Source organism: Paenibacillus sp. FSL K6-2441, assembly GCF_037964765.1.
Taxonomy (GTDB): Bacteria; Bacillota; Bacilli; order Paenibacillales; family Paenibacillaceae; genus Fontibacillus; species Fontibacillus phoenicis.
The window spans coordinates 232,716-259,334 of record NZ_CP150174.1 but is presented as its reverse complement, the minus strand read 5'-3'; the positions used below and the strand labels follow the sequence as shown (position 1 = coordinate 259,334).

Below are 26,619 nucleotides of genomic sequence, written 5' to 3'. Positions count from 1 at the left end.
TTTATTTGCCGAAAAAACAGGAATCAAGTGGTAAACGGCAAAAGACAAAATAAGGCCACTGTGTTCCAAGCCACAAGCACGCAAACTCAGGACGTAAAAAAGAACCCGGTTCTCCCAAAACGTGAAAGAACACGGGCTTCTCAAAACGGATCAGAAACTCAGAAACCGGATGCGCCTAAACAAAACGTCTCAAAATGTCCTCCTGATGCCAATATCAAGGAGATACGACCGCGGCGTTAACGGAGCGCCGGACGAAGTCGGCGACCTCCCGGGCATCGGCCAGCCGCAGGGCCTGCTGCGCCATAACGGCCATCTCCGCCCTGGACAGGCTGCGGATCAGACTGCGGGCAGGAAGGATGGACGCGGCGCTCATGCTGAACTCGGCCAGCCCCAAACCGAGCAGCAGCGGAACGGCCAGGCGGTCTCCGGCCATTTCCCCGCACATGCCCACCCATTTGCCGTGGGCGTGCGCGGCGTCAATCACTCCCGCGATCAGCCTAAGCACCGCCGGATTGAACGGCTGGTATAGATGCGAGACCCGGCCGTTCATCCGGTCGGCCGCCATCGTATACTGGATCAGGTCGTTGGTTCCAATGCTGAAAAAATCGACTTCCGGCGCAAAAAGATCGGCCATCACCGCAACCGACGGAATCTCGACCATCATCCCGACACTGACGTTATCCGAAACCTCTGCCCCTTCAGCAAGAAGCTTCCTTTTCTCTTCCGCCAGCATTTGCTTGGCCCGCCGCAGCTCCTCCAGAGCGGCGATCATCGGAAACATGATGTGCAGCCGGCCATACACGCTCGCCCGCAGCAGAGCCCGCAGTTGGGTACGGAACAGCTCCTCCCCCGCGCTATCTAGGCACAGGCGGATCGCCCGGAAGCCGAGAAACGGATTGTCCTCCCGCGGCAGATTCAGACAAGGCGCCTCCTTATCGCCGCCGATATCGATCGTGCGCACGACGACCGGCTTTCCGGCCATCGTCTCCAGCACCTGGCGGTAAGCCGAAAATTGCTCTTCTTCGGACGGAGCGTCGGCGCGCCCCATATACAGAAATTCCGTACGGAACAGACCGATGCCTTCACCGCCGCATTCAATGACCTCGGCGGCGTCGGCTGGACTGCCGATATTTCCGGCCAGCAGCACCCGCTGCCCGTCGCCGGTGACGGTAGGCTGCCCGACGAGCAAAGCCCATTCCCGTTTCTTTTGCGCTTCTTCCCTACGTCTGTCTTCATACTCCGCGACAAGCTCGCGCGAAGGATTCACCAGCAGGACGCCTTCATGGCCGTCGAGGATCAACAGATCGTTGTGCCGGACAGACTCCATCACGTCCGTGCTTCCGACGATCGCCGGAATCCCCATGGATCGGGCCATAATCGCTGAATGAGAGGTGCGGCTGCCGGCGCTGATCGTGAATCCCTTCACAAAAGTCCGGTTCAACCGGGCCGTATCGGAAGGCGTCAGGTCATGCGCGACAATGATGACCTCCTCCGTGATCCCGCCGAGATCCTGGAACGGTTCGCCGGATAAGGCAGCCAGCACCCGCCGCGTTACGTCGCGGATGTCCGCGGCACGTTCCCGCAGATATTCCGTGCCCAGCGCTTCGAACGCCGCGGCGATTTCCCGCGCCGTTTCCCGCAGGGCGAATTCAGCCGTCACCGCTTCATTGCGGATCTTGTCCCTGACCGGGCCGAGCAGCTCCGGGTCCTGAAGGACAAGCAAATGCGCTTCAAATATTTTAGCTTCTTCCTCTCCAAGTTCAGCGGCGGTATGCTCACGGATTTCCTCAAGCTCCCGGCTGCTTTGGGCTACGGCGGCTTCCAGACGTTCCAATTCCGCTTCCGCGCCAAGCGCGCTTTCCTTCTCGATCACCGGCTCATGGCTTTCCATCACATAGGCCTTCGCTATCGCAATGCCCGGCGAAGCGGGAATGCCTCGCACCATCTTCACGCTCATTGGCCAAGCCCCTCCCGGATGATAACTCCGCGCAAAGCGGCGATCGCTTCCTCTTCATCTTCCCCGGAGCTCGTGATCGTGAAGCGATGCCCATATTCAATACCCAGCGACATGACGCCGACGATGGACTTCAGATTGACGGTCTTCCCGTCGTATTCCAGCCGGATGTCCGATTTGAATTTGCTCGCGTGCTGCACCAGAACCGATGCCGGGCGGGCATGGATGCCGGACTCCTCCGTCACTACAAACGTCTCGTTCACCATGATCCGCCACCCTGCCTTTTCACCGCTGCCGCCAGCGTCTTAAATCGGTCGGCCGCATGCCGGACCGTAAAACCGTACTCTTCGAGCAAAACCTCCGCCGGCGCGGACGCCCCGAAATGATCCAGCGCAAGCACATCCCCTTGCTCCCCTATATACTCTCTCCAGCCAAGCGGCGAACCGAGTTCAATCGCTAGCCGCGCCTTCAGCAAAGACGGCAGCACGCTTTCCTTGTACTCGGCGCTCTGGCGCTCGAAACGGTCCCAGCTCGGCATGCTGACCACCGATACCTTGATCCCCTCTTCCGCCAGCTTCGCCTGTACGGCCAGCGCCAGGGCAACCTCCGAGCCGGTCGCCAGCAATAAACCTTCCGCCTCGCCCTGCGCAGGCGAAAGGACATATGCGCCCCTCGCCACGCCTTCGTAAGCCGCTTCCCGGGAAATGGGCAGCGTCGGCAGGCTCTGGCGGGACAGCACGAGCGCCGTCGGCGTATCTTGGCTCTCCAGCGCAAGCCGCCAAGCCGCGGCGGTCTCCATCGCATCCGCCGGACGGATCAAGGACAATCCTGGCATCGCTCGCAGCGAAGCCAACTGCTCGATCGGCTCGTGGGTCGGCCCGTCTTCCCCGACCGCCACGCTGTCATGCGTAAATACGTAGATGACCGGAAGCTTCATCAACGCCGCCAGGCGAATCGCCGGACGCAGATAGTCCGAGAATACAAAGAACGTCGCTCCGTACACCTTGACGCCTCCATGCAGCGCCATGCCGTTCATCATCGCTCCCATGGCGAACTCGCGTACGCCGAAGCAGATGTTCCGCGCGGCGTAATCGCGGCGGCTGAAATTGCCTTCGCCGGCAAGCAGCGTTTTGTTGGAGCTTGCCAGATCGGCCGAGCCGCCGATCAATTGCGGGATGGCCTGCGCCGCCGCGTTCAGCGTCTTGCCGGAAGCATCGCGCGTCGCCAACATCTGGCCGGTCGCGAACGAAGGCAAGCCCACATCCCAGCCTTCCGGAAGCTGCCCGGATACGGCGGCGGCAAACCGCGCAGCCTCTTCCGGGAACTTGTGCCTGTAGCTGTTCCACAGTTCATTCCAGGCGGCTTCCCGCTCCCGTCCGCGCTGCGCCAACTGTGCAAAGTGCGCCTTCACTTCCTCCGGCACATAAAACGGCTCTTGGTAATGCCAACCATAGGCGGCCTTGGCGGCCGACGCCTCCTCCGTTCCCAGCGGAGCGCCGTGGCAGGCCGACGTCCCGCCCTTGTTCGGCGCGCCGAAGCCGATGACCGTCTTCACTTCGATCAAGGTCGGCCGTTCGGTATCGGCTTTGGCTGCGGCAATCGCCCGGCGGATCGCCGCAAGATCGTTCCCGTCTTCCACGCGCAGCGTCTGCCATCCGTAAGCCTGGAACCGCTCCAGGACATTTTCCGAAAAAGACAGGTCAAGATCGCCGTCGAGCGAAATATCGTTGGAATCGTACAGCACAATCAGCCGCCCTAGTCCCAAATGTCCGGCGAGTGACGCCGCTTCCGCGGACACGCCTTCCATCAGGTCGCCGTCGCCGCAAATGCTGTAGGTGTAATGGTCTACAAGCGGGTAACCTTCCTTATTATAGATGGAAGCCAAATACCGTTCGGCCATGGCCATTCCCGCCGCCATCGCGATGCCCTGACCCAGCGGGCCGGTCGTCGCGTCCACTCCGGGCGTATGGCCGAACTCGGGATGCCCCGGCGTTCGGCTGCCCCACTGCCGGAAGCTTCGCAAATCTTCCAAGGTCAGCCCGTAGCCGAACAGATGCAGCAGACTGTACAGCAGCGGCGATCCGTGTCCGGCGGATAATACGAACCGATCGCGGTTGAACCATCCCCGATTGTCAGGATTATGGCTCAGCTCACCGGCCCACAGCGCGTAGGCCATGGGCGCAGCGCCCATCGGCATGCCCGGATGGCCGGATTTCGCCCGCTCGACCATATCGATGGACAAAGTGCGGATCGTATTCACCGCCAGCATTTCGATACTGTTTGCAGCAGAATCAGTATTCATAAGGTTTTCTCCCTCTTTCTTTATTCGGATCGGGCGGAACGCTCGTAATTTGACACCTTGTCAATCCGCCGTTGATGGCGTCCGCCTTCAAACTCCGTCTCTATCCAGGTCTTCACGATTTCTCTTGCCAATCCGGGCCCGATAACCCGCTCACCCAAAGCCAGCATGTTGCTGTCGTTATGGAGCCGCGTCGCCTTCGCGCTGAACACGTCATGCGCGAGCGCGCAGCGAATGCCGGGCACCTTGTTGGCCGCGATCGACATGCCGATTCCCGTTCCGCAAATCAGAATTCCCCGCTCCGCTTCTCCGTTGGCGACCATCGCCGCCGCCCGAATCGCATAGTCGGGGTAATCCACCGCATCTTGGGTATCGCAACCGAGGTCGACGACTTCCGCGTTCATTTCCCGCAGCAGGGACGCAAGCTCCCTTTTCAGCATCAATCCGCCGTGGTCATTGGCTATGACAACCTTCATCGCAACAGTCTCACCCTCCTTTCCTCATTTTCATCATATCATTGTGAAAATTACGAATGTACGCGTTTTCATCCCAATTTATCGCCCGCGCCATGTGCATCATTGGGATGCGCCGCTTTCGGCTGCACAAGGCATCCTCGCCCGGCCGCGCGCCGTACCGGGTGCAGCCCATCCAAAATTCGCGACCAGCGTGTAGCGGTCACATCCCTTTCGGCAAAGCCGCGTTGTCCATGGCGGCTCTGAAACGGGCGGCATTGTGCCCGATGCCTTCGCTGTTGTACAGAGCGGAACCGGCGACGATCACATCGGCGCCCGCTTGGACAACCTTACCGACATTGGACAGCTTGATGCCTCCGTCCACCTCTATATCCACACTCACGCCCAGCGCATCGATCGTTTTCCGCACCGCCCTGATCTTCTCCAGAACAGCAGGGATGAAGCTTTGCCCGCCAAACCCTGGATTTACGCTCATCAGCAGCACCATGTCGATCTCTCCAATCACGTAATCCAGCACGTCCGGCGGTGTCGCCGGACTGAGAGCGACGCCGCTTTTGACGCCGGAAGCCTTAATTTCCTGAATGGTCCGGTGCAAATGGCGGCACGCCTCCGCTTGAACCGTAATGATATCGGCGCCTGCAGCGGCAAAACGGGCGATGTACCGCTGCGGCTCCTCGATCATCAAGTGCACGTCGAAAGCCAGATTGGTATAGGGGCGGACGGATGCGATGATGTCCGGCCCCAGCGTAATATTCGGCACAAACGCTCCGTCCATCACATCGATATGAATCATATCGGCTCCTGCCTTGTCGGCCGCCTCAATCTCGCTGCCAAGTTTGGAGAAATCCGCCGCAAGAATCGATGGCGCCAGCTTCGGCTTATTCATCGGTTTTCTCCTTTCGTCCCCTGCTTTTTTAGCGCCGTCCGACGAACGATTTTGAAGATGGCATAGATAAAAACGGCGCAGCTTGCCGGGAATTGATATTTAAGCAAAAGTCCGCTAACATACCTGCCGTGCGGTCCCAAAATATAGTCCAGGAAGCTTTCCACCATACAATCACCCGCTTCCGCTAAATTGAAGACCCTGCTTTAAGAAACGGGGGTTAGAACAACCTTGATCGCCTCGCCGTTTCTCATCAGCTTAAACGCTTCAGCCCATTCCGTTATAGGGAATTTGTGCGTCACCAGCGCTTTCGCGTTGACGCGCTGTTCGTTCATAAGCCGCAGGGAAGGCTCCCAATCGAACGGATTCTGGCTGCGGCAGCCGATGACGCTGATTTCCTTCTGGATAATTTTCTCAAAATCAACCGGAATTTCCGGCGATGCGAATATGCCCACCTGCACATAACGCCCTTGTTTGGCCAGAACGTCCAGTCCCATCGCAACAGCCGGCACCGCGCCGGTGCATTCCAGCACAACATCCGCGCCGTATCCGTTCGTCAGCCCGTTAGCCAGCTCCTTTAAGTCCTCGTTTTGGATGTTCACAGCATAGTCGATCCCCAGTTCAAGCGCCTTTTCGAGACGGACCTTATCTTTGCTGAGCCCGGTAATGATCACAGTTGCGCCCAGGCTTTTGGCGATCTGCGCCGTCAAGAGCCCGATCGGTCCCGGGCCTAGCACCACAACGACCTCGCCTTCCTTAATGCCGGCCTTGGAAACGGCATGATGCGCGCAAGCAAGAGGCTCGGTCAGGGCAGCCGACAAATAATCCACGTTGTCCGGCAGCTTATGCACGCTTTCTTTGCGGGCGACGACATATTTGGCGAAACCTCCGTTTTGCTGGGTTCCCAGCCCTCTGCGGCTTGCGCACAGATTGTATTGCCGTGATTTACAATACCTGCACTCCCCGCAAATGAAAAAGGTCGTTTCCGAAGTGACGCGATCCCCGACCTGGATTCCCTCTACGTTCGCTCCCACCTCTACCACCTGGCCGGAAAACTCATGGCCCAGGGTAACGGGCGCCTTGACTTTATACTTGCCTTCATAGGTATGCAGATCCGTTCCGCACACGCCGGCATACTTCACCTCGATTTTGACCTGATCCGGCCCGATCTGCGGTTCCTCGACCTCCATGACCTCCAGGTTTCCAAATCCAAGCTCCTTTTTAACCAATGCTTTCATCTTCGCCCCTCCAATTTGTATCTATTTATTTGGTGGTGCGCCGCTGCCTGCATAAGGTATAATGAGGAAGAATAAGCGCGGATGTAAGGATCGGTTTTCCGCGTTTATTCGGCAGCTTTGCAGCCCCCAAAAAAAGTCATAAACGGCCCGTTTCCCGTCTGTTCGGGGTGAGCTTATTTGAAAAACAGGCCGTTTGTTGTCCAAGCCATCCGGATGCAAAGACTGTTGTTTCACACGGGCTAATATAAGTGCCAGCTTATATTAGCTCTGGAATGCAGTTGTTTGCCGCCCTTAGTTAAACAAGGCAAACACTTTATATATGACGTAGTTGATCAGATTCCCGCTCTGGTCGATACTGGAGATTTGCGTTGTTCCCTCAGGCATGTTGAAATGGGCATCTATCGCCATTTGCGTATTCAGCGGCCCCAGGTCGGTCGCCATATATAGCGACAAGGCGATGAGCACGGTCCCGGCAATCACCGAGTGGATGATGTTGCCTTTGGCCGCGCCGACGATGAAGGCTACAATGAACGGAATCGTGGCCAGATCAACGAAAGGCAGCACCTTGTTGCCGGGCAGGAACACCGCCAGCGCAACAGTAATCGGAACCAGAATCAGCGCGGTGGCAATGACCGACGGATGGCCGATGGCCACTGCGGCGTCAAGCCCGATGTACACGTTGTCGGCGCCGAACTTGCGTTTGAGGAAATCGCGGGCCGATTCGGAGATCGGCATCAGACCTTCCATCAAGATTTTGACCATCCGCGGCATCAGGAACATCACGCCGCCCATCGCCATACCGACCTTGATCACCTCGCCCGCGTTGTACCCGGCCAAAATGCCAAGCGCGATCCCCAGCACCAGCCCCATGAAAATCGGTTCTCCAAAGACGCCAAAGCGCTTTTGAATGCTTTCCGGATCGGCATGCAGCTTGCTCACTCCCGGAATTTTCTGAATCAGCTTCACCAGCGGAATGCCGAGCGGCGCATAAGATACGGTGCTGCCCGTCGGCACGGAAATGCCGGGCAAATCGAAATAGCTCTCCAGCATCGGCGCGGTCCAGTCGGCAATTTTGAGCACGATAATCTGGAAAATGATCGCAGCCAGCAAGCCTAAAACGACGCTTTGGGTAAGCGCATACACACAAGCGCCTGTAAAAGTGAAATGCCAGAAGTTCCAAATATCGACGTTCATCGTCTTGGTCGTTTTCGTCACCAGCATGATCACGTTGACCAATAGCCCTGCCGGGATAATGAACGGCGCGATCGGCGAAGCCCACGAGATGGAAGCCGAACCGGGCCAGCCGACATCGATCACGTTGAGCTGGATGCCAAACCGCTCGACCATCCCGTTCGCCGCCGGTCCAAGATTATTAACCAGCAAATCCACGACCAGAGAGATGCCGATAAACCCTACGCCGATCGTCAGACCGGAACGGAAAGCCTTGCCCGGCTTCTGCCCGAAGATTATCCCCAGAATAAAGATCGCCACCGGCAAAATGACGGTCGGACCTAAATCCAAAAATGAGCGTAAAGCGCCAACCATATCTTGCATTCCAATCCCCCCAAAATGTAAAAATGTATTATTTCAACAGTTCCTGCAAAATTTTGGCTTTGACTTCATCGATGCCGATCCCGGTCAGAAACGCTCTTGCGTTGATGACCGGAAATGGATATTCTTTGTTGGCGATGGTCGTGCTGACGAGCAGGTCCGCACCTTCAGCCAGCGAGGGCACTTCGGTAATTTTGCACTGCACTAAATTGGCCTCGATATGGTTGGCCTTGCACAATTCCTTGAGCGCTTCAGTGACGATGGTTGAGGTGGCGATGCCCGCCCCGCAGGCGACCAGAATGGTCTTTTTAGTCATATGATTCGACCTCCTTGATTTCTTCAGGCTGCAATTTGTCGTTCATCAATGCTTTGACGGCGGCGGCGCTCTCCCCATGGCGAAGCGCATCAAGCATCCGTCCGTCCTGGATAATTTGCATCAGTCGCGTCAGCAGCCTAAGCTGGGATTTCTTCTGGTCCATGGCCAGCATAAATACGATCTCCACCGGGGTCGTCGCGCTCTCTTCGCCCATAATGCCGAACTCCACCGGCCGCTTTAAAATGCCGATGCTGATCGCCTTGCGGTTCACATGCTCGATATCGGTATGGGGAATGGCGACGGAGCAGGACACGGTCGGAAGCCCGGTGGGAAAGGTCTGCTCGCGTTCGATGATCGCCCGGATGTAGCTCTCCTTCACAACACCGTGGGCCAGCAGATTGCCGGCCATTTCGCTTAACACTTCTTCCTTGCTGTCTCCCTCCAAGCCAAGCAAAATGAAAGATTCCTCAAGCCATTCGGTACTCATGTACGATCCCTCTCTCTTCATCTATGGAAAATGCGGCGGCGATTTCGTGGATTTTCTCGGGCGTATCCGCTTCAATCAAGGCCATCACCTCCTCTTGGTTGCCGGCAAGCTTCATCAGTTGGTTCAAGGAGCGCAGATGCCGGTACTTATCCTTGGCGGCAATGACCACAATGACATGGATCATGTACCCTTCCGCGTAACATACCGGTTCCTCCAGACGCAGCAGGCTCATGGACACTTCATGGACTCCGCATTCGGGATCGGCGTGCGGGATGGCCACTTGATGGCCGATGATAATGTAAGGATCCCTGCTCTCACTGGCTTCCAACATAGCCTGCACATAGCCCGCAGTGATGCTGCCGCGGCGAAGCAGCGGCTCCGCGGCCATACGGACGGCTTCCTCCCAAGATTTTGCGCATCTGGCCAGCGTGATCGTATCTGGAACAATTAGATCGCTTAAGTCCGGCATCTCCGGGGCCATAAAGGGGTTGTTCCTTAGCTCGCGTTCAGGCATGAGATACTGCTTAAGCTCCAGGAGCAGCGACTGGCTGTTTTGGATAACGGCATATTTTCCGATGATCTCCATGATTCTGTCCATGTTGAACTCGGAAGGAACATAACCGTGGAGCTCCTCCATCACCTGCTTGCGCAGTCTGTATCTGTCCTCCTTCCCGAGAAATGTCTTAATGAGAAACAGCTTCTTGTCGGTACTCCAGCGCGTAATTGTGGAACTCGCGGACGGACAGCGCATCGAAAAAGACGAATTCCGGGAACAGTTCGCGCAAAGTGCTCTCCAATAGCCTGGAGACACACACGCCCTTGGGGCAAACGACAAGCGCCCTGATCTTCTGCCGAATGCTGTCCCCCTGCCTTGTGCACCAGCCGCCGATCAGCATCGTCAAATAAGTCGTTTCGCTCTCCGGTATTTCGGCGCCAATCAGTTCCACGAGAGGGCCGCAAGATTTTTTGACCAGATGATGCAGTTCCTTGAACTCCTTGCTGACCGATTCCTGCAGCGGATTCGTAATGGAGAGACGGTATTTGATCCGGTAATAGGCCGGCTTCAGGTGCAGCAAAATTTTGTTGTGCAACTGCTCCTTGTCCTGCAGCGTGACACAGGCGTTACGCTCGAACTGGGACAGCATCTCGGACAACGCCCGGTTTAGCTCCGGCAACGTATCGTCGGACAAATAATCGGTGGAAGAGATGTTGGTCGTAAGCAGATGCAGCGTAATGAACATTCTCTCTTCCATCGGAATGGGCTCAAGCTCGCTGAGCAGTTCTTCCACGGCCCTGTACTCCTTGGTATCGGACAGTTCATCATAGTGAATATGGAACCCCTCGACAACTCGCCCCTGCTTCACTCTTCTGAGCAGCAACAGCAAAATATAGGGCATGGACTCCAGCTTTTCGTCGGTGAATTTCAGGTTCAGCTTGCTTTCCACCGCTTCGATTTTGCGGCGAAGGGCGGCGACTTGGGAAGGAGCGGCTCCGGCAAGCTCTATGAGCCAGTTCTCTCCGCCATACGTTTCCAGCGTTTTGTGGACGATGTCGATCAGGGCCTGCCGCTGGTTAAACTCATTTCCCTCGATGTAGTAGCCGTGCATTCTGGAGTATTTGATCTCTAAATGCAGCGGGCTTATGGCATCCTGCGCATTTTTCAAGTCGCGGAGAATCGTATTTTTGCTCACACCGAGAGCATGCGTAAAATGAAACAGCGACAATTCTTCGTTTTTGCTCAGCATCATCAAAATAATCAGATTGGCGCGTTCTTCCGCGGACAAATTGTAGTTGCCCTTCGTGTTCCGCTCCCGGTCCATCGACAGCGCGGTAAACAGCGCCTTGCCGATCAGAAATTGCCCGGTCCTGCTTCTCTTGATTTCCGGCAAATAATTGGCTTTGAGCCAATCATTGATTTTGCTCAGGCTGTACTCCACCTGCCTTCGGCTTAAGCCGTACTTATGCTCCAGATCCTTGTTCTTGATTCCGGGATTGGTCAACAGCTCACGCAACAGTTGACTGCTTCTCGCATCAAGCTCCATATTCTCCTCCTTTCTCCAAGTAGCTGGTGGTGGAATCAGCCTCTTTCGCCCAAAATCATCTTATCATCCCGCATCCGGAAAATGTACGCGTTTTCATCCCAATTTCTAGCATGCGAATTGTACAACATTGTGATTTTCCTCGCTCCCTTATAGAAGGACAATAAGCAAGCAAAAAAAAGACACCGCCATCGGTGTCTTTAGCTCCAAATCGATAATCTGGAAACGTGTTTACTTTTTCTTCTTGCGCACAAACGCGGCGGTGGCGTTCCCGCCGCCGCTCTTGCCCTTGCCTCCGCCCCGCTTGCGGCTTGGGGCGGCATCCCCGGCGCCCTCGTCGCGGGCGCCGATGAAGATCCCGCTCGCGGACGTCTTCTTCCGCCGCGAGCTCTTGCCCTCGCCGGTGCGGTAACCAGGGCCGGCATCGCGGGCGACGGCGACCGTCCCGGAGGCATAGCCTCCCTTGCCGGAGCCGAAGCCAAACATCGGCGCCGGCGCGCTCGCCGCGGCGCCGGTGTCCTCGCCCGCGCTGCTGTCGGCGCGGGCCTCAGCGCGGCCAAGCGCGATGCCGCCGCTGCCTTTGGCAGCGCCGCCGCGCTTGCCGCGCTTCCCGCCGGGGGTGCCCACCCCGGCGTCCTCATCGGCGGCGACGAAGTCCGCCGCCGATGCTCGGCCGGGCTTGCCGGCTCCGCGGCCGCCCTTGCCTTTGCCGCCGCCGGCTTTGCCACGGCCGGCGTCCTTGCCCTTGGCGGCCTTGTTGCCCCGGCCGCCGCCCCAGCCGCCGCGCCCGCCCGCGAAATCCCCGCGCTGCCGCGGCTTCATGTCGACCATCTCAAAATCAATCGTATGGTCGTCCATATTCACGCGGGCCACGCGGATTTTCACTTCGTCTCCTATCCGATAGATCTTCGACGTCCGTTCCCCGATCAGCGCCATATGCTGCTCGTGGAAATGGTAATAGTCATCCGTCATCGCACTAAGCCGGATCAGCCCTTCCACCGTGTTCTCCAGCTCGACGAACATGCCAAAGCTGGTTACGCTGCTGATAATGCCGGTGAATTCTTCCCCGACCTTGTCCAGCATGAACTCCGCTTTCTTCAGCTGTTCCGTATCGCGCTCCGCCTCCACGGCGATGCGCTCCCGCTCGGACGATTGCTGCGCGATATCCTGCATGCGGCTGGCCAAATACTCCATGCGCGCTTCGCTCAGCGTCCCGCCGCTTTCGATGACCTCGCGGATAACCCGGTGGATCACCAAGTCCGGATAGCGCCGGATCGGCGACGTGAAGTGCGTATAGAACTCTGCCGCCAGCCCAAAATGCCCGGTGCTTTCCGCATCATACTTCGCCTGCTTCATCGAACGCAGCATCATCGTGCTGATGACCGTCTGCTCCTTCGTGCCCTGAATATCCTCGAGCAGCGTTTGCAACGCGCGCGGATGCACCTTGTTGCCTTTGCTGCCTTTGACCGTATAGCCGAAGTTGGCGACAAACGCCAGGAAGTTCATTAACTTCTCCTGATCCGGATCCTCATGGATCCGATAAATAAACGGCACCTTCAGCCAATAAAAATGCTCCGCCACCGTTTCGTTCGCGGCCAGCATGAATTCCTCGATGATCTGTTCCGCGATCGAACGCTCGCGCTTGACGATATCCACCGGTTTCCCGTTCTCATCAACGATCACCTTCGATTCCACGAAGTCGAAGTCGACCGCCCCGCGCCGCATACGGTTCGCCCGCAGCTTCAGCGCCAGCTCCTTCATCAGCTGGAACGTCTCAACGAGATCCGCATACCGTGCCGTAACTTCAAGATCTTCCTCCTCCAGGATCTTGCGCACATTCGTGTAAGTCATTCGCTCCTTCGTACGGATCACGCTGGTGAAAATATCGTGCTTCACGACCTTCATCTGCTCGTTGAATTCCATCTCACAGGACAACGTGAACCGGTCCACCTTCGGATTCAACGAGCAAATCCCATTGGACAACCGGTGCGGCAGCATCGGAATAACGCGGTCTACCAAGTACACACTGCAGCCGCGGTTATAGGCTTCCTGATCGAGCTTCGAATTCTCCCGCACGTAATACCCAACGTCGGCGATATGCACGCCCAGCTTAATATTCCCGTTGGGCAGGCGCTCTACGTTTACGGCATCATCCAGGTCCTTCGCATCCTCACCGTCGATCGTCACGATCACCTTGTCGCGTAAGTCCCGCCGTCCTTGGCGGACGATCTCCGCCTCGTCGATCACGTCGGGAACTTCCTGCGCCTCTGCCATCACGTCATCCGGAAAAGCCTCCGGCAACTGATGCTTGCGGATGATCGACAAAATGTCGACGCCCGGGTCATCCTTGTGACCTAAAATCTCGATGACCCGACCAACCGCCGCAGACCGTCCCTCGGGATACTCCACGATTTCGGCCACGACCTTCTCGCCGTCAACTGCAGCGCCAAAGCCTTCCCGCGGGATAAACAGATCCTTGTTGATCCGTTTATCGTCCGGGATCACAAAGCCAAACGATTCGTTGTTCTGGAAGACGCCTACCACCTGCGTGATGGCCCGGTGCACGATGCGTACGACCTCACCTTCCAGCTTGCCGCCGCCCGCGCTCTTCGAGCTGACGCGCACCAGCACCGTATCGCCGTTCATCGCGCTCTTCAAATCATTAGCATGAATGTAGACGTCCGGATGATCGCGATCCTCTGGGATCAGAAATGCAAAGCCTTTGGGATGAGCCTGCAAGCGCCCGCGCACCAAATCCATTCGTTCCGGAACCCCGTAGCGATGAGTGCGGGTAAGAATAATTTGTCCATTTTGCTCTAACCGGTTGAGCATTTTCAGAAATTCTTTAAAATCGGCGGCATCGGTGATCCCAAAATGCTCCTCCAACTCCTGGTACGTCATCGGTTTATATGCCGTTTCCCGCATAAAAGCGAGCAGTTCCTCTTCCGTAATTACTTTCAAATGATTTCACCTCAAACCCGGCTCGTCCCGCAGGGGCCGGGGTGTTATTTTGCATGATGATTCCATGATCTTCCTCACGGTGTATATCCCCTAGTATACACGAAATTCGGGTTTGGCATCCGTTTTCGCCCGGGATTGGGTGAAATCGCTTGATTTTCATGAAAAAGCCTTCATTTTATGAAAAAATAACCGACATTATAAAGTAGGGATTCCATGAATTAGGAGAGGGAGAGGGTATGGAGAATTATCGAATTCTGCAACGACGTAATAAATTATTCGTCAAAATTATATGGGGAATGGTCGCCCTTGGCGTCCTGACCGACATCATGATCCAGGTGGACAGCAAAGTTCTATATACCTTGATCATCGTCGGCGGAATTTGTTGCTCCATCGCAACCTACATGACTTACGCCAACAAAGGAACCCGCTACGTCATGTTTGTCATTCCCGTGATCACCTCATTGTTGACTTTTCTGCTGATCTATCATGATCCCGATCCGATCGTCAGCACGTATTTGCTCGTCTACGTATCTATCGGCATCATGACGTTGTATTCGAACTACAAGCCGATCATTCTATCTGGCTTATTGGGGATGGGGATTACGATTTATTTCTTCAACGTTCCCTTCTACCACGATAAATTATTCCCCCGCGAGTCGTTGAGCTATCTGCTGCTGTTCCTGGCATTTCTGACAGTTGGTTTAGCTTTTGCTGCCCGGTTCAGCGAACGTCTGCAGAAGGATGTATTATCTCAGCAGCAGGATACGATGGAGGCAAAACGCCGCAGTGACGAGCTGCTTTCGAAACTGCAAGCTTCACTGGACGTGCTGGGACGTCTAAGCACTCAGTTGCGGGAGAACGTAACCGTCACGGGGTCCATCTCCAAAGAAATTACGACGACCTTTGGCAGCGTCTCCTCGACCTTGGAACGGCAGACGCTGGGGCTGCAATCTACAACCCAATCGGTGCAGGAGGTCGGCGGAGCCGTAGAGGTGACAGCCGAGATCTCAGCCCGGCTTCAAGAGCTGTCATCAGACATGCTGCATAATACAGAAGCCGCCGGAGCGAAGATGAACGCCTTATCCGTACATATTCAACATTTGCAGCAAATCATTACCGACACCGTCACCCAAATGCAGAAGCTTCGGGACCAAAATGAGCAAGTCAGCCAAATTGTCGATACGATCCATGGTATCTCTGCGCAAACAAACCTGCTGGCGATGAATGCCGCAATTGAAGCCGCTCATGCCGGAGAGCATGGCAAAGGCTTCGCCGTGGTCTCCTCGGAAATCCGCAAGCTTGCCGAGAACTCACAGCAGGCCACCCAGCGGATTAACGATATTCTGGCGGACGTCATTGGGCAAATCAACAACGTTGCTGAACAGATCACACTTGGCTCCACTGCGGTTCATTCCGGGCAGGAAGAAGCCCAAGAAGTCCAAAGCTACATGGGCAAAGTGTCTGACAATGCCCGCACGGTGAATGAGCACTCTGGCGAAGTCGATCGCTCGGTACGGCAGATGCAGGACCAGTACACCAGCATTATGACAGAAATTATGGAGCTAGCTGAGAGCACCGAGCACAACATGAGCGCCGCGCAGCAAATTCTGGCGGGCATCGAAGCGCAGGACAACAAAATTCACGAGATCGTGAGACACTATCAAGATCTCGACAACTTGATTCTCACCCTATCGGCGACGGCTGCAGGGGATACGACGCAGGACATCACTCCTCAACCAGCAACGGTGTCGTCCGGGTCCACTTCAGAATCACACGAACCTTCTTCGAGTTCGACCAACCCGGAAGCGAAGACGATTCAAGATCAAGAGACTTCCGTTCCGGCGGAACCTACCAAAGAGCCTGTCTCAGTCGGCTAGCAAAGAATCACACAAAAAAAGGCTTGCCTGAGGCAAGCCTTTCCCTTTATTGCATTATGTGGATAAAACCGTGTCCAGACTTAAGGACTTGATCGTTTCCAAATACCAATCATAACGCTCCGGATGCTCATAGAACTCTGCCGCATGAATAATGGCCGGTATAACGTCGTCTCCTTTATAGAATTGGCGTTCCCCAACTTGGGTCATCGGAACATGAAAAGAGATACGAAGCGCCCGGAACAAGGTGGGCTCAAGCAAGGTGACGTAATGGCGAATCCCGTTCTGCTCTGCAAACAGGACGATCGTTGCGAGCAACCGGTTCAGGTTGCGGCCGCGGTATCTCTTCAGCAGAGCGACTTTATCCACCTCGGCGATCTCCCCTGGCCCAGAGCACATGATGGCCGGATGATCGTCAAACGGCGCCAATCGGTTCAAGGGCTCGTCCGAGTGCGGGACATAGGGTTTAAACTCCACCGTTCCCACCGGCACCCCCGCCTCGTCATATACGAGGCAACGACCTAAGACGTTCTCAGCAAATTCCGGCTCAAAGCCTTTTTCCATCCAGGCCTCCATCCAAATCGAGTGGAACAAGGTTCCTTCCTCCAGCGTTTCCACCGGCTTGTACAAATTCCTTCCTCCTCTCATTGCATGTACCAAAATTGTAATATTTTTACCCCTCACAAACCACGAAAATCCTACATAATCTAACATTTATTACTAAAAAATTCCTTTCAATATTGTTACAATTCTCTTTCAGAACTCAGACCCAAGATCGTCTCACCGCATCGCCGCCCATTTACAGAACGGCATCTTTCGGGCACTTAAACTTCGTCGTTGAGGTCCTTTCTCTTGAACGTTATAGATACCCCTCTGTACCTCCGCTTTTCGCCGTTCCATCGTTCCACCGTTATCCTTCTACACTTTCCACCGCTCTATCTTACCTTTGCTCCATCTTACTTCCGCTCCATCTTACCGTCGTTCCACCCTTCCCACCTTTATACCTTCCTCCCCTCTTTACCTGATTATCCCTTTCGTTCAGATGGGGATTTTAAGAGGTTTCCATCCTCATTTTTTTGCTGATCATCCAAAGCAAAATAATTAGGTTAAAAATGGAATTTAATTCTTGTAATAGGAACGTATGTTTGGTATAATAAGGAAAACAAGAATATATGTGCGTATATTTGATTTTAGTTTCGTTTGAAGCGGAGGGATCGGGCATGGAATTAAATATGAATACGGATCTTCACCCTATAATCAGCCGTTTTCAAAGTGAGGCGGACTGCATCGAGGCGATCATCACTATGAAGTGGCCAAACGGATTTGTTTGCCCGCGTTGTGCTTATACGGAGTGCACCCGCCTGTCCTCCCGACGCCTTCCTTTGTTTGAGTGCGGACGATGCGGCTATCAGGCATCGCCTTTGGTCGGCACGATTTTTGAAAGAACCCATCTGCCCCTTGTGAAGTGGTTTCGAGCCATCGAGTTGTTCCTGCTTCCCGACGGCATCTCGGCGCTGCGGTTGAGTCAGGTCATTGAAGTTACCTACAAGACCGCTTGGCTCATGCTGCACAAAATCCGTCATACCCTCGGCGAATGCGATGCCCGGGAACTGCTCTCTGGAGACGTGAAAGTAAACTGCGATCAGTATGCGTATGATTCGTCGCGTTATCATCCGGCTGCTCAGCCTTATGCCACCGCGGTTGTAGCCGGCTGCACGGTCACGGAGTATGGCGAGCCGGAGCGGGTGAAGATCCAGCTGATTTCGCATAAAAGAGGACAACGGGCCGACCGGCATGATCTCGCCGCGTTCATCCATGATCATATCGATGTCCATACCTCCACCGTTCAGTCGTTCCATTTGGCTTATCGGCTGTATCTGCCTTTGCGGAAAGAAGTAAGAGCGGCATGGAATTCTCTAAAGCGTACATATGTCGCCTTAGGAATAAAGCATCTTCAGGCATATTTGAATGAGTGCACCGTCCGCCGCCATCTGCGTTTGTCCGGTTCCGAGGAAGAAATGCACCAGAACATGCTGCAGATGTGCATATCCATTCCAGCTATCCCTTACCGCGAGTTGATCAACCATCACCAGAATCAGTCCATTGCGATTGCGGCTGCTGCTTAATCGAAGTGCTAGAACGGTCGGGAAATGGCAGGATGAGGTGCTATAGCTTGGGGTTATTGGAGTGTATGTAATCAGGTAGGTGGGTGGTTTGTTTCACAATGGGTGCCATTTGTACTCAATCAGCCTAAACAAGGCTCCCTTCTTTTCTCAAACAATTCGTTATCTCTGAACTCGTTCCAAGACGGCTTTTATCCATACCCTTCGGCTTGATCGTGATATCCTTACCAATCAATTTTTTGCAACTTTTCTTATAGGCCCGTATCGATTAGCCTTTTTCGCAGACAATTTTACTTCCCCACTGTGCTTGGGTTTCGGTTCCTGTTGCTATTTCTGTTTCTACTTCCGTTTCACTTTCTGTTTCTGTTGCTATTTCTGCTTCTACTTCTGTTTCACTTTCTGTTTCTGTTGCCCTATTTCTGTTCACTTTTCTGTTTCTGATTCTGTTGCACTTTCACAACAACCTGATGCAACGGGATAATCCTCAAAAGAGGCGGGCGGAGATACTATGTTGCCGGAAGGAGACACTATGTTGCCGAGGAGAGGCCGTACCGAAATGCGGGTAAAAGCTAAAAAGCCCCCGTCTCCCCATAGGAGACGAGGGCTTGCCTGACAAATTTGATTTGCTTAGTCTGGTACGATGGCCACGATGATCGACAAGATGAAGAAGCCAACCGCCAATCCAACCGTGACTCGTTCGAGAACGAGCTCCATGCCGCGAGCTTTCGTTTTTCCGAAAAGATGTTCAGCACCCCCGGAGATGGCTCCGGAAAGACCCGCGCTCTTCCCTTTCTGCAGCAACACAACTGCGATCAAGCCGATCGAGAAAATAACGAGCAATACCTTAAGCAAAATATCCATTCAATCCACCTCCTAAGTGAGAAACATCTTTCATCTATTCCATAACTTTGATGTTTACGATACAAAAACAGCATTATTATTGTACCACAGCGTTCCCGAAATAACAACCGTTTCGTGCGTACAACCCCGTCCAACCATACACAAAGTCCCCTGTTTCTTACGAGCAGGGGACTTGCGTTAGTTAGGCCGTGATCTGAACGGCCGCCCTTCTTAACGATGAGCTTTCAGGTTGTAGAAGGATTTCAAGCCGTTGTATTGAGCGAGATCGGCCAATTGATCTTCGATGCGAAGCAATTGGTTGTATTTCGCGATACGGTCCGTACGGGACGGAGCACCGGTTTTGATTTGGCCAGCGTTCGTTGCCACAGCGATATCGGCGATCGTGCTGTCTTCGGATTCGCCGGAACGGTGGGATACTACCGCAGTGTAGCCAGCACGTTTTGCCATTTCGATTGCGTCGAACGTTTCGGTCAACGTACCGATTTGGTTTACTTTGATCAGGATCGAGTTACCGATGCCTTCTTTGATGCCTTTATACAAACGTTCGGTGTTGGTTACGAACAGGTCGTCACCCACGAGTTGGATTTTGCTGCCCAGTTTCTCAGTGAGCAGTTTCCAACCTTCCCAATCGTCCTCAGCGCAGCCGTCTTCGATCGTGATGATCGGATATTTTTCAACCCAAGAAGCGAGCAAGTCAACAAACTCAGCGGAGGTAAAGGATTTGCCTTCGCCTTCCAGATGGTATTTCCCGTCTTTGTAGAACTCGGTGGAAGCAACGTCCATACCCAGGAATACGTCTTTACCCGGTGTATAGCCAGCTTTCGTAATAGCTTCCATGATCGAGGACAATGCGTCTTCGTTGGAAGAGAAGTTTGGTGCAAAGCCACCTTCGTCGCCTACTGCCGTGTTCAGGCCTTTCGCTTTCAGAACGGATTTCAGGTTGTGGAAGATTTCAGCACCTGTGCGGAGCGCTTCTCTGAAGGAAGGAGCGCCTACCGGCAGGATCATGAATTCTTGTACGTCTACGTTGTTGTCAGCATGCGCGCCGCCGTTAACGATGTTCATCATCGGAACCGGAAGCTGCTTCGCGTTAAATCCGCCCAGGTAAGCGTACAACGGCAGATCCAATGCATCCGCTGCTGCGCGAGCAACTGCCATCGAAACGGCCAGGATCGCGTTAGCGCCCAGTTTGCCTTTGTTTGGCGTGCCGTCCAGCTCGATCATCAATTTGTCGATGCCGACTTGGTCCAGCGCGTCCATGCCAATCACTTCAGGAGCGATGATTTCGTTAACGTTCTTCACGGCGTTCAGTACGCCTTTGCCTAGGTAACGAGTTTTGTCGTCATCGCGAAGCTCTACAGCTTCATGCGCACCCGTGGATGCGCCGGAAGGAACGATGGCGCGGCCCATAGCACCGGATTCAAGATAAACTTCAACTTCAACCGTTGGGTTCCCGCGGGAGTCCAGGACTTCGCGAGCGTATACGTCAGAAATAATCGTCATGGTTACAGTCTCCTTTTTAAGTAGTTATTCCATTCAAATGGTAATCTATGTTCTTACGCCTTGCGGCTGACAATCATCGATTGACCGGTCATTTCCGGCGGCTTCGGCAAGCCCATCAGGTCGAGCAGCGTCGGAGCTACGTCGGCGAGAATGCCTTTATCGCGAAGCACCACGTTCTCGTCGGTTACGATAAACGGTACCGGGTTCGTGGTATGCGCTGTATACGGACGACCTTCATCGTCGATTTCCATATCCGCGTTCCCGTGGTCGGCAATAATGACAACCACTCCGCCTTTGGCTTGAACGGCGTCTACGACTTTGCCTACGCACTCGTCCGTCACTTCAACCGCTTTGATCGTTGGCTCCATTTTACCGGAGTGGCCGACCATGTCCGGGTTTGCGAAGTTCAGAATGATCGCGTCGTGTTCATCGGATTCGATTTCCTTCACGCAAGCTTCAGCGACTTCGTAAGCGCTCATTTCCGGTTTCAAGTCGTAAGTTGCGACTTTCGGGGAGTTAATGAGCACGCGCTTTTCGCCTGGAAGCTCAACATCGCGTCCGCCGCTGAAGAAGAATGTCACGTGCGGGTATTTTTCCGTTTCGGCGATCCGCAGTTGTTTCTTCCCGTGTTGAGCTAACACTTCACCAAACGTATTGTCGAGATCCTTCGGCTTGTACGCAACGTACCCGTTCACCGTTTCTGCAAACAACGTCAAGCAGACGAAATGCAGATCTTTCGGGAATTTAGGGCCGCGATCGAAGCCTTGGAAGTCTTTATTCGTGAATACGTTGGACAGCTGAATCGCACGGTCTGGACGGAAGTTCAAGAACACGACGGAATCGCCGCTCTCAACTTGTGCGATTGGCTCGCCTTTGTCGTCCACGATTACGGTTGGCATCACGAATTCGTCATAGACCGATTTCTCGTACGATTCCGTGACTGCTTTAATCGGGTCGGTATATTTGGGACCTTCCGCATAAACCATGGCCCGGTACGATTTCTCGACGCGGTCCCAACGTTTGTCGCGGTCCATCGCATAGTAACGGCCTTGGACGGTGGCAATCTTGCCCACGCCAAGCTCGTTCATCTTAGCGATTAATTGCTCAAGGAAGCCTTTCGCGCTGTCCGGAGCTACATCGCGTCCGTCCAGGAATGCATGCACATAAATTTCATGCATATCTTCCTTCTTCGCCAGTTCGAGCATCGCAAACATATGATCGATGTGGCTGTGAACACCGCCGTCGGACAGAAGGCCGTACAGATGCAGCTTTTTACCCTTCGATTTCGCGCTACGTACCGCATCCACCAGCGTCTCGTTCGTGAAGAATTCCCCTTCGCGAATCGATTTGGAGATCCGAGTCAAGTCTTGGTAAACGATCCGGCCGGCGCCGATGTTCAAGTGGCCGACTTCGGAGTTCCCCATTTGCCCTTCTGGCAAACCAACGGCTTCCCCGCTGGCCGTCAGCGTAGTGTTCGGGTATTGTTTCAAATAACGGTCATAGTTCGGCTTCTTCGCTTGGGCAACCGCGTTGCCTTCCACTTTGTCGCGAAGCCCGAACCCGTCCATGATAATCAGAGCTACTGGTCTTGGAGCCGTCATTTATTTCGCCCCCTCAACGAGCTTGATGTACGATTCTGGCTGCAGGCTGGCACCGCCGACAAGCGCACCGTCGATGTCGCTTTGGCCCATATACTCCTTCACGTTTTCTGGTTTTACGCTGCCGCCATATTGAATGCGGATTTTCGCCGCTACGTCGTCACCGTAAAGCCCCTGAACCAGGCTGCGGATGTAGGAAATTACTTCGTTCGCATCTTGTGCGGTCGAGGATTTGCCCGTACCAATTGCCCAAATTGGTTCGTACGCAATCACCACTTGCGCTGCTTGCTCTGCAGTCAGACCTTTCAAAGCCGCTTCGGTTTGAACCTTCACGACTTCTTTCGTTTGGCCAGCTTCACGCTCTTCGAGCTTCTCGCCAACGCAAGGGATCGGGGTCAAGCCATGTTTGAAGGCAGCCAGGATCTTCTTGTTGACGATTTCGTCGGTTTCGCCGAAATACGCCCGGCGCTCGGAATGGCCGATGATCACATAGTCCACGCCAAGCTCTTTCAGCATGCGACCGCTGATTTCGCCAGTGAAAGCTCCTTCGTCTTCAAAATGCATGTTTTGTGCGCCGATTTTGATCGACGTGCCTTTCGCAGCTTCTACCAAAGCCGGCAGGTTGGTGAACGGCGCGCAAATGACGCTCTCTACGCCGGCAACCTCCGCTTTCCCTTTCACGGCTTCGAAGAAGGCTTTGGCTTCGGAAACGGTTTTGAACATTTTCCAGTTTCCGGCGATAATAGGTGTTCTCACAGAGCCCACTCCTTTTATTTCATAGAGGTAGCTCAAAAAACGAACTTCATTACTTCATCCAACCTTCTGAGGTGCTGGAAGCCCGTTTTTTGAGCCTTGATCTAGCTACTTTTTCTTACTTGTCGTTCAATGCTACGACGCCAGGAAGCGCCTTGCCTTCCATGAATTCCAGGGAAGCGCCGCCGCCTGTGGAGATGTGGTCCATTTTGGAAGCCAGATTGAACTTCTCGGCTGCTGCTGCGGAATCCCCGCCGCCGATAATGGTGTAGCCTTCCGTCGTTGCGCAGGCTTCCGCCACTTCTCTTGTCCCGTTGGAGAAAATATCAATTTCGAACACGCCCATCGGTCCGTTCCATACAACCAGCTTGGAGTTCTTGATAATTTCAGCATACTTCGCGCGAGTCTTCGGCCCGATGTCCACGCCTTCCCAATCTGCAGGAATGCTGTCGATATCCACAGCTTTGTGGTTTGCGGTTGGGCTGAAGTCATCCGCTACGATGCAGTCGACAGGGAGAAGGAAGTTTTTACCCAGCTTCTTCGCTTTCTCGATGAAGCCAAGGGCAACATCGAGTTTGGTTTCATCCAGAAGCGATTTGCCGATTTCGTAACCTTGGGCTTTGAAGAAGGTATAAGCCAAACCGCCGCCAATCAACACGTTGTCCGCGATGTTCAACAGGTTGTCGATAACGTCGATTTTGTCTTTTACCTTCGAACCGCCGATAATTGCGGTGAAAGGACGGTCCGGGTTCGTCAAGGCCTTACCGAGAACGGACAATTCTTTCTCCATCAGCAAGCCGGATACGGCTGGCAGATAATGAGCGATCCCTTCGGTCGAAGCGTGCGCGCGGTGTGCAGCGCCAAATGCGTCGTTGACGAACAGGTCAGCCAGCTCAGCGAATTGTTTTGCGAGTTCTGGATCGTTCTTTTCTTCGCCTGGGTAGAAACGTACGTTTTCAAGTACCAGGACGTCGCCATTGTTCATCGCATTGACTTTCGCTTTAACTGCTTCCCCAACAGCTTCATCGACTTTTGCTACTTCTTTGCCAAGCAGCTCGCTCAAGCGTTTTGCCGGCAGCGTAAGCCGCATATCTTCATTCACTTGGCCTTTCGGACGGCCCAAGTGGCTCGCAAGAATCACCTTCGCGCCTCGTTCAACCAAGTATTTGATCGTTGGCAGCGTTTCGCGAATCCGGGTGTCGTCGGTAATTTGACCATCTTGCATTGGTACATTGAAATCTACGCGAACAAACACGCGTTTGCCGGTGACTTCCACATCACGTACACTTTTCTTGTTCATCTCCACGTTCCTCCTAAACGGTATGCGCGGGTCTCTCAGACCAAAAAATGCGCGTCTACGGCTTTGTCTTGGTTCCTCTCCTAAATAAAACGCAATGAAACGAATCTCTATCTATTTATTTGGGGTGTGTGTGAATGCCGTATTACATGCAAGAACCAAAGAGGAGTCCTGAACAGGTTGCTCCTCTTTGGGATGAATCTCTAATATGGGTAACTGGATTATTTTACTTTTTTCGCGAAGTATTCCAGCGTACGAACCAATTGAGCAGTGTAGGACATTTCGTTGTCATACCAAGCTACAGTTTTCACCAGTTGTTGGTCGCCGACAGTCAATACTTTCGTTTGCGTAGCGTCGAACAGGGAACCGAAAGTCATCCCTTTGATATCCGAAGATACGATTTCGTCTTCCGTGTAACCGAAAGTTTCTGGGTCAGCAGCAGCTTTCATTGCAGCGTTAACTTCGTCAGCAGTTACTTTCGTTTTCAGAACGGATACCAGCTCAGTCAAGGAACCAGTTGGAACAGGTACGCGTTGTGCAGCGCCGTCCAATTTGCCTTGCAGTTCAGGGATAACCAGGCCGATTGCTTTTGCAGCACCAGTGGTGTTAGGAATGATGTTTTCAGCAGCTGCGCGAGCACGACGGAAGTCACCTTTCGCATGCGGAGCATCCAGCGTGTTTTGGTCGCCAGTGTAAGCGTGGATTGTTGTCATCAAGCCTTGAACGATACCGAATTTGTCATTCAGCGCTTTAGCCATTGGAGCCAAGCAGTTCGTCGTACAAGATGCACCGGAGATTACCGTTTCCGTACCGTCGAGGATTTCATGGTTTACGTTGTAAACGATGGTTTTCATGTCGCCAGTAGCTGGAGCGGAGATTACAACTTTCTTCGCGCCGCCTTTCAGGTGAAGCTCAGCTTTTTCTTTCGTTGTGAAGAAGCCTGTGCACTCCAGAACGATGTCAACGCCAAGCTCGCCCCAAGGCAATTCTTCAGGGTTACGGTTAGCCAGAACTTTAACTTCTTTGCCGTTTACTTTGAAGAATCCATCATGTACTTCGATGTCGCCTTCGAAGCGGCCTTGAGTTGTATCATATTTCAACAAATGAGCCAACATTTTTGCATCTGTCAGGTCATTGATTGCTACGACTTCGATACCTTCAACGTTTTGAATGCGGCGGAAAGCCAGGCGTCCAATACGTCCAAAACCGTTAATCCCTACTTTTACACTCATTGATAGTTCCTCCCAGTGTTTGATTTTTTATTATTCAAGACAGGCCCGATAAAACCCGTCATGAGTAAACCTATTTATTCCCGGAGCCGTTGATCAACTCATTTACGATCTCTTGTGCCGCCGCTTCGTCGGTCACTAGGATATCCTCTTGGCCAAACCGCAATACGGCATGGATCGCTCTCGCTTTGCTCTTACCGCCCGCAATGCCGATCACCGTCTCGGTTCGCATGATATCCTCGAGACGCAGGCCTAGGGTCAGCATTTTGTGCACGACGACGCCGTCTTCATTAAAGTAATATCCAAATGATTCCGCGAGCGCGCCTTCTCTTCGGATTTCTTCGACCATGCTTGGCTCCAGCTTGCGCCGGCGCGCCATCTCCATAGCGTCTCCGACCCCGTGCACTACGATACGCGCCTGACGGATCATGTCCACGATATCCTGGATATTCGGATCGTGTACCAACGACTCGTAAGCTTCCTTCCCCAACAGATCGGGGACATGCAGCAAACGATAACCCGCACCCACGCGCTTCGCCATACCGGAAGCAATCGTGTTCGCTTGGATTTCCAGGCTCTCGCCAAGACCCCCGCGTGCCGGTACGAACCAGCTCTGCTTCATCGTGACGTTAGGCGGCGGATTCAGCTGATCCGCGACCTCCGCCAGCGTAGTGCCGCCGGTTACCGCGACCACCTCATCCCCGCGCATTACACTAAGCAGCGCTTTGGCACCTGCTCGCCCCAGTTCCCGCTTCACCAGCGGGGAGGCCTCGCAATCTCCAGGTACAATTACTACTTTGCGCAGCCCATAATGCTGACGGATCGTCTCCTCCAAGTTGGAGAGGCCAAACAATTCTTTGACGACCGGCTCCAAATCCTCAAGCAATCGCCGTCCCGCGTCGCTGATTCTCATGCCTATATTCTCGATTTCTATCAGGCCCTGGGCCTTCAGGAGATCTGTTTCGGCACGCAACACACGCTCCGTCATGTCCAGCGAATTCGCCAAGGTTCTACGGCCAATGACATCAGACAACATGATCTGGTGAAGTATGGTGTACCTTTTCTTGAGAATGTCCATGAGATCAGGAAGAAGCTGCTTTTGAATCTCTAATATGTTTCGCATGCTTTCCACTCCTGCAAGCTTCGTCTTCTCTCTCCATCTCCTGGCCTTAAAATGTCC

General features: G+C 54.0%; 23 protein-coding genes. 2 read left to right on the top strand and 21 right to left on the bottom strand.

Annotation, left to right across the window (positions count from 1 at the left end; translation table 11 throughout):
* Positions 1-214: 214 nt before the first annotated feature.
* The 12 genes from ptsP to rnr all read right to left on the bottom strand — a co-directional run bounded on the left by ptsP (position 215) and on the right by rnr (position 14,201).
* The gene (ptsP, locus tag NSQ80_RS01200) at positions 215-1,957 is read right to left on the bottom strand and encodes a phosphoenolpyruvate--protein phosphotransferase (protein WP_339300989.1); all 1,743 of its coding nucleotides are present in this window, start codon (positions 1,955-1,957) and stop codon (positions 215-217) included.
* Positions 1,954-2,220, bottom strand: a complete 267-nt coding sequence (locus NSQ80_RS01195) for a phosphocarrier protein HPr (protein ID WP_009224955.1) — start codon at positions 2,218-2,220, stop codon at positions 1,954-1,956. The genes ptsP and NSQ80_RS01195 overlap by 4 nt, the downstream gene beginning before the upstream one ends.
* On the bottom strand, positions 2,214-4,256 hold the full coding sequence (tkt, locus tag NSQ80_RS01190) for a transketolase (RefSeq protein ID WP_339300988.1): 2,043 nt from the start codon (positions 4,254-4,256) through the stop codon (positions 2,214-2,216). Before tkt ends, NSQ80_RS01195 begins: the two co-directional genes overlap by 7 nt.
* Positions 4,257-4,276: 20 nt before the next feature.
* On the bottom strand, positions 4,277-4,729 hold the full coding sequence (gene rpiB / locus NSQ80_RS01185) for a ribose 5-phosphate isomerase B (protein ID WP_009224957.1): 453 nt from the start codon (positions 4,727-4,729) through the stop codon (positions 4,277-4,279).
* A 199-nt stretch (positions 4,730-4,928) separates the two neighbouring features.
* Positions 4,929-5,612 carry a ribulose-phosphate 3-epimerase gene (rpe, locus tag NSQ80_RS01180; RefSeq protein ID WP_323078555.1) on the bottom strand — a complete coding sequence of 228 codons (684 nt, stop codon included), beginning with the start codon at positions 5,610-5,612 and terminating at the stop codon, positions 4,929-4,931.
* Between the two features lie 203 nt (positions 5,613-5,815).
* Positions 5,816-6,847: a zinc-binding dehydrogenase gene (locus NSQ80_RS01175; RefSeq protein WP_009224959.1), complete on the bottom strand. Its 1,032-nt coding sequence runs from the start codon at positions 6,845-6,847 to the stop codon at positions 5,816-5,818.
* Between the two features lie 291 nt (positions 6,848-7,138).
* The gene (locus NSQ80_RS01170) at positions 7,139-8,401 is read right to left on the bottom strand and encodes a PTS galactitol transporter subunit IIC (RefSeq protein WP_339300986.1); all 1,263 of its coding nucleotides are present in this window, start codon (positions 8,399-8,401) and stop codon (positions 7,139-7,141) included.
* A 28-nt stretch (positions 8,402-8,429) separates the two neighbouring features.
* Positions 8,430-8,714, bottom strand: coding sequence for a PTS sugar transporter subunit IIB (locus NSQ80_RS01165; protein ID WP_009224961.1), 285 nt, complete (start codon positions 8,712-8,714; stop codon positions 8,430-8,432).
* Positions 8,707-9,201: a PTS sugar transporter subunit IIA gene (locus NSQ80_RS01160; RefSeq protein WP_009224962.1), complete on the bottom strand. Its 495-nt coding sequence runs from the start codon at positions 9,199-9,201 to the stop codon at positions 8,707-8,709. The genes NSQ80_RS01165 and NSQ80_RS01160 overlap by 8 nt, the downstream gene beginning before the upstream one ends.
* Positions 9,182-9,799, bottom strand: a complete 618-nt coding sequence (locus NSQ80_RS01155; RefSeq protein ID WP_339300984.1) for a PTS sugar transporter subunit IIA — start codon at positions 9,797-9,799, stop codon at positions 9,182-9,184. Before NSQ80_RS01155 ends, NSQ80_RS01160 begins: the two co-directional genes overlap by 20 nt.
* A gap of 85 nt (positions 9,800-9,884) precedes the next feature.
* Positions 9,885-11,243 (bottom strand): transcription antiterminator, encoded by a 1,359-nt coding sequence (locus NSQ80_RS01150; protein ID WP_339300981.1) that lies wholly within the window; start codon positions 11,241-11,243, stop codon positions 9,885-9,887.
* 228 nt (positions 11,244-11,471) lie between these two features.
* The gene (gene rnr / locus NSQ80_RS01145; protein ID WP_339300979.1) at positions 11,472-14,201 is read right to left on the bottom strand and encodes a ribonuclease R; all 2,730 of its coding nucleotides are present in this window, start codon (positions 14,199-14,201) and stop codon (positions 11,472-11,474) included.
* A gap of 236 nt (positions 14,202-14,437) precedes the next feature.
* On the opposite strand from rnr, the gene NSQ80_RS01140 reads away from it, so the two are divergent.
* Entirely contained in the window at positions 14,438-16,078 is a 1,641-nt protein-coding gene (locus NSQ80_RS01140) for a methyl-accepting chemotaxis protein (RefSeq protein WP_339300977.1), read from the top strand.
* Positions 16,079-16,132: 54 nt separating this feature from the next.
* Here the strand turns inward: NSQ80_RS01140 and NSQ80_RS01135 are convergent, their stop codons facing one another.
* Complete coding sequence (locus NSQ80_RS01135) at positions 16,133-16,705, bottom strand: GNAT family N-acetyltransferase (protein WP_009224966.1); 573 nt, start codon at positions 16,703-16,705, stop codon at positions 16,133-16,135.
* A gap of 590 nt (positions 16,706-17,295) precedes the next feature.
* On the opposite strand from NSQ80_RS01135, the gene NSQ80_RS01130 reads away from it, so the two are divergent.
* Positions 17,296-18,201: an IS1595 family transposase gene (locus NSQ80_RS01130; protein ID WP_339300975.1), complete on the top strand. Its 906-nt coding sequence runs from the start codon at positions 17,296-17,298 to the stop codon at positions 18,199-18,201.
* Between the two features lie 265 nt (positions 18,202-18,466).
* On the opposite strand, the gene NSQ80_RS01125 is transcribed toward NSQ80_RS01130, so the two are convergent.
* The 8 genes from NSQ80_RS01125 to NSQ80_RS01090 form a co-directional block, all read right to left on the bottom strand.
* Entirely contained in the window at positions 18,467-18,625 is a 159-nt protein-coding gene (locus tag NSQ80_RS01125; RefSeq protein ID WP_323078546.1) for a hypothetical protein, read from the bottom strand.
* 200 nt (positions 18,626-18,825) lie between these two features.
* On the bottom strand, positions 18,826-19,059 hold the full coding sequence (secG, locus tag NSQ80_RS01120; RefSeq protein WP_260071836.1) for a preprotein translocase subunit SecG: 234 nt from the start codon (positions 19,057-19,059) through the stop codon (positions 18,826-18,828).
* A 210-nt stretch (positions 19,060-19,269) separates the two neighbouring features.
* The gene (gene eno, locus NSQ80_RS01115; RefSeq protein WP_009224970.1) at positions 19,270-20,562 is read right to left on the bottom strand and encodes a phosphopyruvate hydratase; all 1,293 of its coding nucleotides are present in this window, start codon (positions 20,560-20,562) and stop codon (positions 19,270-19,272) included.
* Positions 20,563-20,615: 53 nt separating this feature from the next.
* Positions 20,616-22,163, bottom strand: a complete 1,548-nt coding sequence (gpmI, locus tag NSQ80_RS01110) for a 2,3-bisphosphoglycerate-independent phosphoglycerate mutase (protein ID WP_339300972.1) — start codon at positions 22,161-22,163, stop codon at positions 20,616-20,618.
* Positions 22,164-22,916, bottom strand: coding sequence for a triose-phosphate isomerase (gene tpiA / locus NSQ80_RS01105; protein ID WP_260071835.1), 753 nt, complete (start codon positions 22,914-22,916; stop codon positions 22,164-22,166). It abuts the gene before it with no gap.
* A gap of 115 nt (positions 22,917-23,031) precedes the next feature.
* Positions 23,032-24,213: a phosphoglycerate kinase gene (locus NSQ80_RS01100; protein ID WP_323078541.1), complete on the bottom strand. Its 1,182-nt coding sequence runs from the start codon at positions 24,211-24,213 to the stop codon at positions 23,032-23,034.
* Positions 24,214-24,431: 218 nt separating this feature from the next.
* Positions 24,432-25,442 carry a type I glyceraldehyde-3-phosphate dehydrogenase gene (gene gap, locus NSQ80_RS01095; RefSeq protein WP_260071834.1) on the bottom strand — a complete coding sequence of 337 codons (1,011 nt, stop codon included), beginning with the start codon at positions 25,440-25,442 and terminating at the stop codon, positions 24,432-24,434.
* Positions 25,443-25,512: 70 nt separating this feature from the next.
* Complete coding sequence (locus NSQ80_RS01090) at positions 25,513-26,562, bottom strand: sugar-binding domain-containing protein (protein WP_260071833.1); 1,050 nt, start codon at positions 26,560-26,562, stop codon at positions 25,513-25,515.
* Positions 26,563-26,619 lie beyond the last annotated feature (57 nt).